This window comes from Acidobacteriota bacterium (assembly GCA_040752675.1).
Lineage (GTDB): Bacteria > Acidobacteriota > Polarisedimenticolia > JBFMGF01 > JBFMGF01 > JBFMGF01.
The window spans coordinates 1-15,189 of the sequence record JBFMGF010000107.1; the positions used below are offsets into that span (position 1 = coordinate 1).

The following is a 15,189-nucleotide window of genomic DNA, read 5'->3' on the forward strand; positions in this document are numbered from 1 at the left end:
TAATAATAATGTCATGGCTATAAATGCAATTAATGAATCTCAACAGCTTTCTGGAGAGGGCTTTTTGAAAAAGGGATGCCATATTTTGAAAATCCAGTATGGATGCAGGGTGCTCGTGCTCTTCATCTCGACAGCAATACTCTTTTCTTGTTTTCAGACCTCCATTCTCGGAAATGAGATCGATGATGGAGATAAAGTGACCTTAAGCATCTTCACGGTAGCCAATTCCAATCTTCAGATCACTTTTGATTCTGCAAATGGGGGAATCAAGCAGGTTAGAAACCTGGTCCGATCCCTCGATCTTGTGAAGGATACGACGGGCACCATTCCCTGGAATCTTCAGACTGAGAGTGGATACACGAAGAACTTCATCTCATTTGCTTATCATAAGGATGAATCTTTTCCTGATGGAGAAGCTTACAATCTTGCATGGGATACGGAGATTGAAGGGATGAGGATCGAGGCAAGGGTAGAGCTTCCATCCGACGCGCTCAATGCCGGATTCACAGTGAATGTCCTTAACTCTAATGCTGCCCAGAAGGTCATCTCAATAGAATATCCCATCGTCAGAGGGATTGCAGCTCTTCAGCCTGAAGGAGGAGATGATTTTCTTGCCCATCCCGTTGCCACCGGGTATATCTTCCGAAACCCATACCAGAATTTCAAGAAAGGAGCTACGAACCGAAAGTACAAGTATCCCGACGGTTATTCTGGTGCCCCAGTTCAGTTCATGGAGTACTTTAGGGAAGGTTCGGGAGGATTCTACCTTGCGTCACTCGATCCTCATGGAACGGTTAAGAATATCAATTTTTACAAAGATAAGGACGATGACTATCTCTGGACGACCTTCGAGCATTTCAACTGGGACACCGCTCCCGGTAACGGATTTGCGCCTGGTTATACCACCCTTATCGGAATATTGAAGGAAGGGAATTGGTACGAAGGGGTGGAAAGGTACAAGGAATGGGCAATCCAGCAGAACTGGTGCAGCGAAGGGAAATTGAAAGATAAGAACGATGCCGAAAGTTCCAGATGGCTGATTGAGAAGGTTGGCTTTGCCACGTTCGGTATCAGCATCAATCTTGACCAGACCGCCTGGTTTAACGAGATGCATAAACTCATAGATGCACCGGTCTTTCATGTTTCCGGGTTCTGGTGGCCTGGTGGAACTCCCGACTCGGAATGGTACGGTGGCTACAACGATTGGAATGACGGAAGAGTAAACATAACAAATATCACGAAGATCCATTCCAATGGTGACTACCTTGCCCCATTCATATTCAATCAACACTTCAGCAGGAACGCTAAAGAGTGGGATGAGCCATCCCCTGACCCTGCGACGGACCCCGTTGCTCCATGGCAGCCCTACGAGATGATACCCGACCCTGAGGATAACCCGTGGGCGTACATTTGCCCTGCGACTCAGGAGTGGCAGGATTTTCATGGATGGAGGGACGAGAAGATATTGCGGAACTACAATACAGATGCCTGCTACTACGACATCGGAGTCGGTCTCGGAAGGATGAAGTGTGAAAATGCGGGACACAGTCACCCAAAAGGGCAGGGGAGATGGATGATCGATGCCGCCAGGGCAATGCTCGAAAACAACAGGGATGGAGTCAACAATGCGAGGGGAAGGTTCGTCCCTCAGGGCACGGAGATGATATCGGAACTCTTCATATCCCAAGTGGATTTCTATCAGGCGCGAGCGGGAGCCGGTCCCATGAGCATGCTCGAGGGGGATGAATTCCGTGACGCGGAAAAATCCGGCTGGGCTGAGAAGATCCCCATATTCGATTATATCTACCATGAGTATGGTCCCGTCAGGCTCGATGGAAACGCGAAGGTGGCTCCTGAATTTGGAGAGATCTTTTACTGGATTGGTGGAAGGATTGCCCTATGGGGCGCCCTGCTCGAGCTAAATTACGAGTTGAGCGCGCTTGAGAGATTCCCCGGGATGACATTGCCCTGGACCTGGTATGAGACTTACAAAGAGACTTATGACGTCATGGACATAAGCCCTTACGGGTTAGATGCGGGCAAGAAAGAATTTCTCAAAGAGATATCAGGCGCAAGGACAGGATTTGCGAAGGATTATCTCGCCTACGGGATGATGGCAAGACCAGCGAGGATACTGACACCAGTTCCAAAAATCACTCTCGACTGGCATCTTTACAATACTTTCAAGAGGCAGACCGATACCTCCTCGGGAATCGAGAAAGGTCAGGAATATTATGAAGAGGGTGATCACACTGTCGACGGCGTTCTGCACCAGGCATGGAACCATGACAATGAATCGCTCGGACTCTGCTTCGTCAATCTCCAGAGCTTCAACCAGACCATCGAGATCGAGGTTGACCCATCAAAGCATGGTCTGGAATTTTTGAATTATGAAGTGCGAAAAATCTCATCTGCAGAAGACATGAGCCTCGGGCATTTTTCAGGAACCTCGACCGTTTCCGTTGACCTTTCTGCGAGAAAGGTTGTTCTGGTCAAAGCAGTTCCTGAGGCTTGCGATGGTCCAGATTGCCTGTACCGAATTTACAGGTCTACGAGCCCGATCAATCTGAAATCCCCTGAGAATGTCATCGCCACTGCTCAGGGAAACAGTTACTCAGACGATGTCTTAAACGATGAGGTGAATTACTACTACCTCGTTGATGACGGTGCCGGCTACCCAGCCAGCATCAACGTTGTAAAATCCAGTACCCTCGACCTCACCTGGTAAGCAGCATCCTTTTAATAGCATGCGTCAGCGGAGTCCGATGGACTCATCTTTAAAGCCGATAGTGTGTACTCTATCCATTTGACAGCATAAAAAATTCTATGTTAAATTCAACATGATTTTGAGAAGGGAACAAAGCAAATCCTGTTGAGGGAAGAAAAGTAATGGCGATCCTTCAGATCCTGAAATATCCTTCGAATACGTTGCTCGCTTCGACGAAGCCGGTCGAGAGGATTGACGATTCCATCAGAGACATCATCAGGGACATGTTCGAGACGATGTATGCGGCGCCCGGTGTTGGACTTGCCGCAAACCAGGTGGGGATCCCCTTGAGGATCGCAGTCATAGATGTAGCGCAAGAGGAAGACAAGAGAAGCCCGAAGGTGCTCATCAATCCAGAAGTCCTCAACGCTGAAGGTCTTCAGTTTGAGGAGGAAGGGTGCCTCTCTCTTCCAGGATTTACTGAAGTTGTCGAGAGGCCCTTGAAGATGACTGTGCTGGCGCTTAATCTTCAAGGTGAAGAGTATCTCATAGAAGGGGGGGGTCTGATGGCGAGAGCGCTCTCGCATGAGATCGACCATCTGAACGGAAAGGTTTTCATTTCTCGCTTATCTATGCTGAAGCGGGATTTCATCAAGAGACAGATCAGAAAGATGATGAAGTCTGGTGAGTGGACCGGAGTCATCGAATGAGACTGGTCTTCATGGGGACTCCTGAGATCGCCCTTCCCTCCCTTGAAAAGATATTTCATTCGAGCCATACAATCGAGGCCGTTTTTACACAGCCAGATCGAGCTTCCGGGAGAGGGTGCAGAATTACCCCTCCTCCGGTCAAGACTTGGGCCATTGAAAAAGCGATCGGAGTTTTTCAGCCTGAGAGCCTCAGGCACGATGAGCATCCCGAAAGCATAATTAAAGATATCTATCCTGATTGTATAGTAGCGGTCGCCTATGGTCTTATCCTTCCGAAGAGAATTCTCGATATCCCACGACTCGGATGCGTCAACCTTCACTTTTCTTTACTGCCGAGGTACAGAGGAGCTGCCCCCGTTAACTGGGCAATCGTCAGGGGGGAAAGGAAGACCGGTATCACGACATTCTTGATGAATGAGAGGATGGATGAAGGCGAAATCTTACTTCAGGAAGAGGTTGAGATTCTGGAAGAGGAGAGAGCGGATTCTCTTTCAAAAAGACTAGCGGAAGTTGGCTCGCGTATTTTGCTCAGGACACTCGATCAGTGGGAGAGAGGAGAGATAAGACCAGTTGCGCAGGACCATTCTAAAGCCACATATGCTCCCATCATTAAAAAAGAGGATGGTAAGATCAACTGGAGCAGCAGCGCTGTGGACATTGCAAACATGGTAAGAGGCTTCCATCCCTGGCCAGGAGCCTACTCCACAATCAATTCAAGGAGAGTAAAGATCACTGATGCCGGACCGGCACCGGATGTTTTTCAGATAGAATCCATATCCAGTAATGTCATATTCATGGGTGCCCGGTCCGGGACTGTCATCTCCTCTCACGGTGGAGCGATAAATGTTTTATGCGGAGATAACACAATTCTCGCTATCAGGAATCTTCAACCTGAAGGGAAAAGTGAGATCACTGCGAGAGAAGCGCTAAATGGAAGGTATTTAAAGGTCGGGGATCGTTTCGTCTCTTGATGAAACAAATATAGTTGGAGATCCACGAATTCGATTCGCTTTCAAGGAAATCTCATGATTTCTGGAGCCCGGAGATCGCCTTGGCTGTCAGATCGAAAGCTCGAAGGTTAGCTTATAACATTCTCAGGGTCTTTGAGGCCGGGAAGCCGCCTCTTTCTATCCTCCTTGAAAATATTCACCTTGTTCCACTTGACAGCAGAGAGCTTTCTCTGGCTTATGAGCTCATCGTGGGTCTGATAAGATGGCTTCCAAAGATTGATCATATCCTTTCCCTCTATTCAAACAAACCGCTTGAATCACTGGATATTCCCGTGAGGATTGCACTCAGGCTAGGCGTCTATCAGTTGCTTTTTCTTGATAGGGTTCCTCGTCATGCTGCCATCGATGAATCGGTCGAGCTCGCAAAGAGCGAAGCAGGCAGAAGCGGAGCATCTTACGTGAACGCCGTGCTGAGAGAAATATCGAGAGAGCCTGACAGAATAACCTTTCCCGACAGGGAAAAGGATGTTGAAAGGTGGCTTTCCATCTATTACTCCCATCCAGAATGGCTGGTCTCAAGGTGGATCAAAAGATTCGGTCCGGAGAGAACCGAAGAACTCCTCAGTGCCAATAACAGACATGCTCCAATTTGCATATGGGTCAATAGCAAGGTTCATCCAACGGATCTTGTCCTTGCCGAGTTGAGAAGGGAGGAAGTAGAGGTCGTACCTTCTGAATATCTCGATGATGCCTTTATCATCAAAGAGGGGCTTCCTCACAGGACTGGGATCTTCAGGGCAGGGGGCTTCTACATTCAGGATGAGGCTTCCCAGCTAATCCATCTCATTTTCGGGAAGGAACTGTCTGGCAAGGTTGCGGATCTGTGCGCCGCTCCAGGAGGAAAGAGTCTGAGAATGGCTCTGGCCATGGGAGACAGAGGTTTTGTAGTCTCAGTCGATGCATCACCGTCGAGGATCAATTCACTTAAGGAAAATATCAAGCGGATGAGAGTGGCAAATATCTTCCCTCTTGTTGCAGATCTCGAAGAGGGCATCCCTCTAAAAGAAGAGTTTGATTTCGTCCTGCTCGATGCCCCTTGCTCTGGGACGGGAGTGATCAGACGAAACCCCGACATCAAGTGGAGGCTTCGAGAAGAAGAGATCGTAAGACTATCTGCAAGACAGTTCCGCATGTTGAACGAAGCAGCAAAGATTGTAAGACAGGGTGGACTTCTACTTTACTCTGTCTGCAGTATCGAAGAGGAAGAAACAGATGCTCTCGCAACATCTTTCTTAAAAGCAAATCCTCATTTCGAACTTGAAGATCCCTCGGTAGGACTTCCCGCAAAAGCCAGAAAATTCGTCGATGGAGGAGCTGGATGTGAGACGTCTTCCCGTACTTTCTTCAGGACATATCCCCACAGGGATAACCTCGATGGCTTCTTTGCTTCCCTCTTTCGAAGAATAGCCTCCTGAATGGAAGTCCATCATCCTGTAATAGATGGCGACTTTTGTATCAATTGCCGACGATCTTCAGCCTGATCCTCTGACGGCCATTTTCAACATCGTCCTCCCCAGAGTAACTTTCATACTGGGCTGATGACCATAAACCGCTTATTCTTTCGCTGTACCCCAGATAGCTAGCCGAGTCGATCCAATCGACCCAGAGATGTCCATTGATCGAGTGGATTTTAGTCCGGAGTTCAGTCTGCCGCTGCGTATTAGAGATAACGAATGTTGGAAATGGTTCCGGGTATTCTTTTGTAGAGCAGAGCACATCCCTGTAGCCTGAGTTGTTGATCCTCTCATAGCTGAACCATACCTCGCTATTATGCGCTACGACAGATGGATAACGGCAGTTTTCCGAGGAACTGGAAATAGAGAGGGGCGAACTCCAGGAGCCTCCTGAGAAAGGAAGATAACTGTATTGGATGATGTCGTATGTTCCATCGGACCACCAGACGGCATTCCTGTTACCTGAAAGATCGAAAGCCAGGCGGGGATCAAGATCATCGACGGAATCCGTCGTAATGGCAACTGAAGGTGCCCATTCCGTTCCATCGAGATACGAGTATCTGATCTCATAGCTGGAGTCCGAACCACCTTTTGCAGACCAAACTGCTTCAGGATTCCCGCTGGCAGGATTTGTTTCAATGTACCATTGCCCGGTATCTGCAAAGATGGATACTGCGAAAAAGATGACGAGAGATAGAAGTATTCTTTTCATGAAAAAACCCTCCACATAGCACAAGCCAAAGGCTTGTGTGATATGATTTTTACTTCATCGAAGCTCGCCAATGACTTCTCCGTTCTTTACCGCATGCGGCCGATCAGGAAATCGAACTCCTCTACTTCATCGAATTTTAATTCCAGCTTCACCCTGTAGAACTTCAAGCTTTTCAACAGGGTTTTCTGCAATTCCTGATTCCCCTCGTAGATGGCGATCTTCCATAGATAAAATAAACAAACAAAAGCGATGCTGATGTACTCATACTCCCTGGACATCCTCAGCGCTTCTGAGAGATGAATCTTTGCCCTTTCATATTCTTTCAGGTGGAAAAAGGCGATTCCCAAATTTTGAATGGAGTGAGCATAATGCTTCTTAAAGCCTTCCTTTTTGGCTATGGTAGAGTACTCTTCAATTATGCTTATCGCTTCATCGTATCTACCCTTCTGAATGAGATAGTGGCCGTAATCAAAGAAGGAGGTCACAAGGTCAGGTGTCAACCTCAATTTCTTGTATAAGGATATCCCCTTTCTGTAATAAGGCTCTGCATCTTTCTCGGGGTCCGAATCGGCAATAATATTGGCTCTGGTAATATACGCGTTTGCTACGATCCTCTCATCCTTGCAACTCTTTGCCATTCTCAAAGCTTCATTATTATATAAGCTGGCGAGATGGAAGTTCTTCTGGTGAGAGTAGAGACCGGACATGAAGCAGTACACTCTCATTTTCAGATGATCGCTTATATCAACGTTCAGCAAGGCTTTTTCCAGCTCTTCTCTGGCAAGGGATAATTTGCCCATGCCTCTGAGAGCCCCGCCGATGCACAGATGGATCTCCGAAGCAAGACTCTTTTTCTTTGATGTATCCGGTTCTTTTTCAATGAGGCTGAGACATTTGTTGAAGGCGGCAAATGCCTTATTATAGTCGCCGTGTTCGGTACAGGCAACGCCATACTGCTTGCACTGCTGGTATTCATCGACTTCCGGCTCCAGCTTTTCATAGCTTTCCAGCTCGAGTATATCGATGAAATTTGCCGGGTTAACCTTGTAGACTCTTGAAAGACTCAGAAGTTTTGGAAGGGAAGGCATGATCTGACCTCTTTCCACCTTGCTGAGATAATGAAAATTGATCTGCTCATCGTAACTTTTTGATATTTCTTCGACCTGTTTCAGCGTCAGATTGGAGGCAGTCCTCAGATTAAAAAGATAGTCACTCAATCTTCTAGTATTTTCTTTTCTGGAATAATTTTCTTTTCTTTCCATATATAATTTTCATTAAAGAAAATTATACATATAATTTTATCGCTAATATTTTCATTTTCAATCGTCTTTATATGTCTAAATTTCATTTTTATATGACCAATAATATTGAACTGCAATACCATTTGCCAGCCTATTCTCGCTGGTATATAATTTCAAAAATGTATGGAAACTCATATCTTCAAAAGATGACCTTTCTCAAAAATATTCTCTTCGTTGTTCTGAAATGGGGCGGGATTGCCCTTGGACTTCTGATTATTGCTGGAGCAGGAGCGTACCTTTCCATAAAGATTTCAGTAATCGGGACAGAAGTATCTATTCCTGATGTGACAAACCGAGAGGTTAAGGAGGCCTATGGGATTCTTGCTGAAAAGGGCCTGTTCCTCGAGGTCGAAGGGGAAAAGAATGATGAGATGGTAGCGGAAGGGAAGATCATTTCACAGAATCCACCTGCTGCCTCAAAAACCAGAAAGGGGAGAAAAATAGGGGTCATTCTGAGCCGGGGAGTAAGGGCGATTTCGGTTCCAGATCTCATCGGAGAAACCGCGCGGAGCGCTAAGATAAAAGTGGGTCAGGACGGATTGAATATCGGATCGGCAACTTATCTCTGCAGTGATCTGGAAGAGGGAAGAATCATCTCCCAGTCGCCACCACCTGGCAGCGAGAAACTTAAGGGGGGAGGCGTTAACCTCCTGATCAGTCAGGGAACGCGCAAGAAGGTCTATATCATGCCGGATATCTTAAGCAGGGAATACTCAGAAGTGGCTTCCATGTTGAGATCCCATGACTTGAGAGTCGGCATCGTGAAGAAAGAAAGAGCAGCGGGCCAACAGCGCGCTATGGTAATCTCACAGTATCCTCCATCGGGCTATCCAGTCTCTGAAGGGGAGTCTGTGAGCATCACGGTCACGGACTGATCGATGAGTGGGGTTGATAATAAAAGCAAAATGCCTGACAATATATCGATTCGTTTAGCGGTCTTTGCAATGAAGGAATCGGCCGTTACGTTTTGAAACAGGAGAAATATGGCGCTACTGGCACCTTCTATACTTTCTGCGGATTTCATGAGACTGGGGGCTGAGGTCAAAGCCATTGAGGAAGGGGGAGCGGGGATGGTCCATATCGATGTTATGGATGGGCACTTTGTTCCAAACATAACTGTGGGGCCTGTCGTTGTGGAGTGGATGCGAAACATCACCAACCTCCCGATCGATGTGCATCTGATGATCGAGAATCCGGACTCTCATATGGATGCCTTTCTGAATGCCGGTGCGGATTTCATATCGGTACACCAGGAGGCGGTGAAGCATCTTCACCGAACCATCGATCACATCAAAAGCAAAAGGGCCAAAGCAGGTGTAGCCATCAACCCTGCAACTCCTTTGAGCACGATCGTTGACATACTTCATGATGTTGATTTCGTCCTGATCATGTCGGTGAATCCGGGCTTTGGAGGCCAGAAGTTCATTGTCAGTGCTCTCAGGAAAGCGAAGGATTTGAAATTGCTGATCGATAGAGATCATTCTGCCACGAAGATCGAGATCGATGGCGGTATCAGGGAAGAGAACCTCCGTGAATTGAGAGATGCTGGAGCGGATTACATCGTCGCCGGTTCCTCGGTATTTCGTTCCGGCAATCCAAGAGAGACGGTAAAAAGATTTGTTCGGATTCTTGCGGAAGAGAGATAGGAGTCGTTGGAGAGGAGCCAGCCGTTCAATCTGAAATTCGCGGAGGAGGGGCATGGCGCACAACAAGACGTTCGTTCGTGTGAGGTATTCGGAAACGGATAAAATGGGGTTCGTCCATCACACGCATCACCTATCCTGGTTCGAAGTTGGAAGAACCGAATTGCTGAGGGAGCTGGGTTGCACATACAGAGATCTGGAAGGACAGGGGATATTCATGCCCGTCGTGGAAGTGGGTTGCCGCTATCGGTCCCCGGCACGATACGACGACCTGCTTGAGATCGAGACAGAGCTGAAAGAAATAACCTACATCCGCATCCGGTTCGAATATCAGGTAAAGAGGGTCGGAGATGGAAAGCAGATCGCTACCGGTTTCACCATGCATGTCTGCACGGATGAGATGGGAACACCGCAAAAGCTGCCTGCGAACATCAATGAGATGCTCCTGAAAAATACGGAAAGATGACACGGGAGGACAAATGCAGCGGGAGAATAAAAGGATGAGAATGCAGAAATCTAAAACGCTTCTCGTATTTATCTTTTGCGTGATTCTCATCGCTTCTGGATGCAAGGAGAAGAAGAGCGAGATCCTCAAATCCAACGAGGATATCTACAAAGAGGCACAAACAAAGATAGAAAACGGGAAGCTCCGATCCGCACTCACAACCTTGAAGAATGTGGGGGTGAAGGAAGAAATCTCCAAAGAGCTTGCCCCGCTGATCTTCCTTGCCACGGCGGATGCCAATTTCTACGCCAATGACATGCTGAGCATAGCCGATTCCGCAAAATCCTACTCCGAGTTCGTCACCTACTATGCCGATCATAAGATGGCTCCCTACGCGCAGTTTCAAATCGGGATGTGCTATTACAGGCTCACGAACACTCCTGAGAACGACCAGGAGCAAACCTTCAAAGCAATCGATGAGTTCAAGAAGGTGAAAACCCTCAATGCAGAGTCTCCCTACGTTCGCGCTGCAGATGGGATGATCTCGAAATGTGAAGAAAAGATCGCCGAGCATGAATTCCTTATCGGGAAGTTCTACCATAAAAAGAAAGCTTATCAGGCTGCAGCGGGCCGCTTCAGGGGGATACTAAATGGCTATGAGGAGTATCCAGAGAAGGAGAAGATCTATTACTTTCTTGGAGATTCTCTTCTCAAGATGGACAGCTCATCGGAAGGAAAGATCTACCTGGATAAGGTCGTCAAGGATTTCCCCAACAGCAAGTATGCGCGAAACGCAAGCGAGATCCTCAACCGTTTCGAGCGTTAGATGCAATCGCCGCGAGTCTGTTCTTAAAGGCTCTGAGCAGTGGCTCCGGAACTAAAACTTTTTTCCCAGTCAATGCGCTCTTCATCTCAAGGGCGTTGCATGCTCCCTTTCCCCTGAAATGATTGTTCTGGATGATGAATAGGTCGACGGTCTCTTCGGCCATTTTCTTTATCTTATCGATCCAGGGCTTCATTTCCTCCGAGCTGTAGAGGTAATCGTACCTGAGAGCGGCCTCACGCTCGGCGGCAAACCAGTTCTTGTAGTTTCTCCCGTGGAATCTTATGTAGCCAACATCCGACGTGACGATCGAGGAAGGCTTGAGAGATGCTCCAATGACGGGCTGATCGATGTTGCAGAATCCGGCAGCATTTTCTTTCAGGAGATTGTAGAACTCCTCACTCTCAAAAGACGCATGACGTACTTCGACGACAAGTGGATATTCCATGAATCTCTTAAGGAGAGACGCGACGTAATTCATTGATTCGGGTGAGAACTTATATGAGTATGGAAACTGGATAAGAAGGGCGCCGAGCAATCCGTTTTCCATCAAGGGTCTGATCCCGTCTTTAAAAGCCTTTTCCTCGACTGCATGTTTCTCATCTCTATCATGCGTAAAGCCCTGCCATAGTTTGGCCGTGAATTTGAAATCTTTATTGTGTCTCACTTTTTCCACCCATCCCCAGCTCATCTTCTCGGCAGGAGGCCTGTAAAAAGTGGAATTGATCTCGATGGTATCGAAGAACCCGGCAAGATAGGTCAGCGGCTGAAATCCCCATTCCTTCTTTTCGGGATACACTATGCCGGCCCAGTCATCGTATGTCCATCCAGCTGTTCCTATCCTAATCATGGTGAGCTAATCTTCTTTATTTTACCACTTAAATTCTGCATGAAAAGTAACGCCTCAGTTTTGGGTGCTAGTGAAGCTAACCTCAGGTTCACTTCATATGAAGAATCACTATGGATCACAACGTACGAGCGAACTTGAAGATTGCTTATATTCATTCACGGAGGATTTAAGCTTCCAGAAGTGGTAAAATTAAAAAACAAACCTTGACACTGCTAAAATATATCAAGATATGTCAAGAAGGGAGGATGAAGTGGACCAGTCAAAGGGAATGAAGTCGCTTGATTCCATCCTTAGGCCGCGATCCGTAGCGGTGATAGGTGCTTCTCGCAAGAAGCAAACCATTGGCAGGGAGATAATCCACAATCTCATCGAGTATGAGTTCAATGGAAAGGTCTTTCCGGTCAATCCCAACACACCTGTCATCCACTCTATGAAGTCCTACCCATCCATCTGCGACGTGCCGGATGACGTGGACCTTGCAATCATCGTTGTCCCCAAGGAAAAAGTTCTCCGCGTCGTGGACGAATGCGGACAAAAGGGGGTAAAGGGGCTTATCGTCATCACGGCAGGATTCAAGGAGGCGGGAAAAGGGGGAGCCATCCTCGAGGAAAAGCTCAAGCATAAGGTTAAAGAGTTTGGAATGAGGATGGTGGGTCCCAATTGTATGGGTGTCATCAATACAGAGGCGGATATAAGGCTCGATGCTTCATTTGCGGCTTCGACCCCTCCCTATGGGAAGGTTGGATTCATCTCTCAGAGCGGTGCCCTGGGCGAGGCTATTCTGGCCAACGCCAAGTACCTGAATCTCGGAGTCTCCATGTTCGTCAGCATGGGCAACAAAACGGACGTTTCCGGTAATGATCTCCTTGAATACTGGGAGGATGACGAAAATGTTCATCTCATCCTTATGTACCTGGAATCCTTCGGAAATCCTAGAAAATTTACCAATATTGCGAGGAGGATCACAAAAAAGAAGCCCATCATCGCGGTGAAATCGGGAAGAACCGCTCAAGGAGCGCAGGCGGCTTCATCTCATACAGGGTCCATGGTTGGCGGCCTTGACATAGCCACTGAGTCTCTACTGGAACAGTGCGGTGTGATAAGAGTCTCTTCCATGAGAGAGATGTTCACTCTGGCTACGGCATTTTCCAACCAACCCATTCCTGGAGGAAACAGAGTTGCCATCGTCACGAATGCGGGGGGTCCTGCCATCCTTGCCACGGATGCTTGCGTGAGCCTCGGACTCAAACTTACCTCCTTTGAGCCAAAGACCACCGAACGACTTAAGAAGGTCCTCCCTTCAGAAGCGAGCGTGGCCAATCCCGTCGACATGATAGCCAGCTCCGATGCAAGGGTCTATTCCCATACCCTTGATATCGTCAAGAAAGATAAGAATGTCGACGGGCTCATCGTCATTTTCGTCTCTCCGGTGATGATTGATGCCTATGAAGTGGCCAAGAGCATCATCGCCGCGGCGAAGGGATGGAATAAACCGATGCTCTCCTGCTTTATGGGGAAGCAGAGAAGCGAAGAAGGAATCGAGGAGCTAAAGAAGAACAGGATCCCTGTCTATTCCTTTCCGGAAGAGGCGGCCCTCGCTCTGGCAGCAATGAACAGATACAGAATTCTGAAGGAGAGACAGATTGGAAACACCGCCACCTTCGAAGTCGACAGGAAAACCGTTGCCAGTATCATCGCCAGAGCAAGCAGGCAGAAGAGAAATTTTCTCCATGAGTGGGAGGTCGAAGGGATCCTGAAAGCTTATGGATTGCCCGTGGCCCCTTCGAGGATAGTTGCCAGTGCGGCGGAGGCCATAGATTTTTCAATAGGGATCGGGTATCCCGTCGTCTTGAAGGCGATCTCACCTCTGTTTTCTCACAAGACGGATGTGGGCGGGGTCAAGCTTGATCTCAGGAATGCAGACGATGTGGGAATGGCCTATCGCGAGATAATGAAAACGCTTGGCACGAAGGATAAGAATCTGAAGATCAAGGTCCAGAGAATGATCAAGGGGGGCAAAGAGGTCATCATCGGTGTTACTCACGACGCGCAATTCGGCCCGGTTCTAATGTTCGGGCTCGGCGGCATATACGTCGAGATTATGAAGGACATGAGTACTCGCATTCACCCTATTACCGATGTTGATGCCGACGAGATGATCTCCTCCATCCGTTCCTATCCTCTCCTCAAAGGAGTTAGAGGAGAGAAGGGAGTCAACGTGGCTCTCATAAAGGAATCGCTACTGCGGATCTCCCAGCTTGTCACCGATTTCCAGGAGATCAAGGAGATGGATATAAATCCCTTCATCGTCTCGGAATCGCGAGAGGACTGCATGATCGTTGATGCTCGTCTCACCCTCCATTAGAAGGTATCGAAATTGGATGAGAAGAAGATAGCATTTAGGGTTGAGTCCTAAAGAAGAATGAGTAGACGACCCTATATAGGTCATCGGAGCTGAACGGCTTGAGAAGGAAAGGTCTTCCCGATTGATGGATGAACTGGTTCGTTTCTTCATTTACGGAATCCCCGGTTATGAAGATGAACCGGGACATAAGTGCGGGATACTGCTCTCTAACGATGTTGTAAAGGCTGATCCCGCTTAAAACCGGCATCTTGATATCGGCAATGATGAGATCGTAATCATCAGCTTTGACCTTATCAAGGGCGTCAACACCGTTGGAAGCTTCTTCCACTATGATGCCATGAATCGACAGGAATTCCGATACTAGTTCCTGAACAGCCTGCTCATCGTCGACGATGAGAATCTTCTTCCCGCTCAGTACCCCTGATTCGATCCGTTCCGATCCCATCTCCAGCTTTGCATCTCTGGCAGATTCTCTTCTGGCAGGAAGCTTTACTACGAAGGTGGCTCCCCGGCCTGATTCACTCTCCGCGTATATCTTGCCTCTATGCTCATCAACGATCCCGTAACAGATGCTTAATCCCAGACCCGTTCCTCTCCCGACATCCTTGGTCGTGAAGAAGGGGAAGAAGATCTTCTTCAGATGCTCTTCGGAAATTCCAGGTCCATTGTCCTTCACTCTTACCTCGATCCAGTCATCTTTTGAGACCGTCTCCAAGGTTATGACCTTTTCTCCGTGGATCAATTTGAGGGCGTGCTCGGCATTGTTAATGATGTTGAGGAAGACCTGCTCCATCTGGGCTGGGTTTGCCATCGCATGCATCGATCCCGGAGAGAATTTTTCAACGATTCTGATATTGCTCAAAACGAAGTCACGACCTTTGAATTTCAGTACCTGCCGCAGCAAATCGTTTATGTCGATCAGGCTTTTGTCCGCCTTGGATTCTCTGGCAAATGTGGAGAGGTTCTTGACTATCCTTACGGCTCTCTGGGCCTCGCTGGCGATCTTCTCGAGCTTCTTCCTATCTCTGTCGTCCGAAGCCTTACCGTAAAGAAGGTCCGTGTAACCGATGATGCTGGTGAGAGGGTTGTTCAATTCATGGGCGATCCCTGACACGAGCATTCCAATGGCGGAGAGCTTTTCCACTTCGATCAGCCGATTCTGTACTGTC

Annotated in this window: 13 protein-coding genes; 9 read left to right on the forward strand and 4 right to left on the reverse strand. The window is 47.9% G+C overall.

Annotation, left to right across the window (positions count from 1 at the left end; genetic code table 11):
* Positions 1–64: 64 nt before the first annotated feature.
* From AB1756_09685 to rsmB, 4 genes are all read left to right on the forward strand, one after another.
* Complete coding sequence (locus AB1756_09685; protein ID MEW5807600.1) at positions 65–2,728, forward strand: DUF6259 domain-containing protein; 2,664 nt, start codon at positions 65–67, stop codon at positions 2,726–2,728.
* A 161-nt stretch (positions 2,729–2,889) separates the two neighbouring features.
* Entirely contained in the window at positions 2,890–3,417 is a 528-nt protein-coding gene (gene def / locus AB1756_09690) for a peptide deformylase (GenBank protein ID MEW5807601.1), read from the forward strand.
* Entirely contained in the window at positions 3,414–4,388 is a 975-nt protein-coding gene (fmt, locus tag AB1756_09695) for a methionyl-tRNA formyltransferase (GenBank protein ID MEW5807602.1), read from the forward strand. The genes def and fmt overlap by 4 nt, the downstream gene beginning before the upstream one ends.
* A gap of 80 nt (positions 4,389–4,468) precedes the next feature.
* A complete protein-coding gene (gene rsmB, locus AB1756_09700) occupies positions 4,469–5,842 on the forward strand; it encodes a 16S rRNA (cytosine(967)-C(5))-methyltransferase RsmB (protein ID MEW5807603.1) in 1,374 nt (457 codons plus the stop codon).
* Positions 5,843–5,882: 40 nt separating this feature from the next.
* Here the strand turns inward: rsmB and AB1756_09705 are convergent, their stop codons facing one another.
* The gene (locus tag AB1756_09705) at positions 5,883–6,593 is read right to left on the reverse strand and encodes a hypothetical protein (GenBank protein ID MEW5807604.1); all 711 of its coding nucleotides are present in this window, start codon (positions 6,591–6,593) and stop codon (positions 5,883–5,885) included.
* An 86-nt stretch (positions 6,594–6,679) separates the two neighbouring features.
* Positions 6,680–7,855: a tetratricopeptide repeat protein gene (locus AB1756_09710; protein ID MEW5807605.1), complete on the reverse strand. Its 1,176-nt coding sequence runs from the start codon at positions 7,853–7,855 to the stop codon at positions 6,680–6,682.
* A gap of 185 nt (positions 7,856–8,040) precedes the next feature.
* Between AB1756_09710 and AB1756_09715 the strand changes: the two genes are divergently transcribed.
* From AB1756_09715 to bamD, 4 genes are all read left to right on the forward strand, one after another.
* On the forward strand, positions 8,041–8,769 hold the full coding sequence (locus AB1756_09715) for a PASTA domain-containing protein (GenBank protein MEW5807606.1): 729 nt from the start codon (positions 8,041–8,043) through the stop codon (positions 8,767–8,769).
* A gap of 108 nt (positions 8,770–8,877) precedes the next feature.
* Positions 8,878–9,540, forward strand: coding sequence for a ribulose-phosphate 3-epimerase (gene rpe / locus AB1756_09720; GenBank protein ID MEW5807607.1), 663 nt, complete (start codon positions 8,878–8,880; stop codon positions 9,538–9,540).
* A gap of 52 nt (positions 9,541–9,592) precedes the next feature.
* On the forward strand, positions 9,593–10,003 hold the full coding sequence (locus tag AB1756_09725; protein MEW5807608.1) for a thioesterase family protein: 411 nt from the start codon (positions 9,593–9,595) through the stop codon (positions 10,001–10,003).
* 40 nt (positions 10,004–10,043) lie between these two features.
* A complete protein-coding gene (gene bamD / locus AB1756_09730) occupies positions 10,044–10,808 on the forward strand; it encodes an outer membrane protein assembly factor BamD (GenBank protein MEW5807609.1) in 765 nt (254 codons plus the stop codon).
* On the opposite strand, the gene AB1756_09735 is transcribed toward bamD, so the two are convergent.
* Complete coding sequence (locus tag AB1756_09735) at positions 10,789–11,655, reverse strand: DUF72 domain-containing protein (protein ID MEW5807610.1); 867 nt, start codon at positions 11,653–11,655, stop codon at positions 10,789–10,791. The genes bamD and AB1756_09735 overlap by 20 nt on opposite strands.
* A gap of 250 nt (positions 11,656–11,905) precedes the next feature.
* Here AB1756_09735 and AB1756_09740 point away from each other — a divergent pair, with 250 nt between their 5' ends.
* Positions 11,906–14,020 carry an acetate--CoA ligase family protein gene (locus tag AB1756_09740; protein MEW5807611.1) on the forward strand — a complete coding sequence of 705 codons (2,115 nt, stop codon included), beginning with the start codon at positions 11,906–11,908 and terminating at the stop codon, positions 14,018–14,020.
* 34 nt (positions 14,021–14,054) lie between these two features.
* Here the strand turns inward: AB1756_09740 and AB1756_09745 are convergent.
* On the reverse strand, positions 14,055–15,189 hold a 1,135-nt coding region (locus tag AB1756_09745), incomplete at its 5' end, for an ATP-binding protein (GenBank protein ID MEW5807612.1).

Coding starts and splice junctions, on each gene's coding strand:
- AB1756_09715 (MEW5807606.1), top strand. CDS start 8,041: ATGACCTTTCTCAAAAATATTCTCTTCGTTGTTCTGAAATGGGGCGGG.
- fmt (MEW5807602.1), top strand. CDS start 3,414: ATGAGACTGGTCTTCATGGGGACTCCTGAGATCGCCCTTCCCTCCCTT.
- def (MEW5807601.1), top strand. CDS start 2,890: ATGGCGATCCTTCAGATCCTGAAATATCCTTCGAATACGTTGCTCGCT.
- AB1756_09725 (MEW5807608.1), top strand. CDS start 9,593: ATGGCGCACAACAAGACGTTCGTTCGTGTGAGGTATTCGGAAACGGAT.
- AB1756_09735 (MEW5807610.1), bottom strand. CDS start 11,655: ATGATTAGGATAGGAACAGCTGGATGGACATACGATGACTGGGCCGGC.
- AB1756_09705 (MEW5807604.1), bottom strand. CDS start 6,593: ATGAAAAGAATACTTCTATCTCTCGTCATCTTTTTCGCAGTATCCATC.
- AB1756_09710 (MEW5807605.1), bottom strand. CDS start 7,855: ATGGAAAGAAAAGAAAATTATTCCAGAAAAGAAAATACTAGAAGATTG.
- bamD (MEW5807609.1), top strand. CDS start 10,044: ATGCAGAAATCTAAAACGCTTCTCGTATTTATCTTTTGCGTGATTCTC.
- rpe (MEW5807607.1), top strand. CDS start 8,878: ATGGCGCTACTGGCACCTTCTATACTTTCTGCGGATTTCATGAGACTG.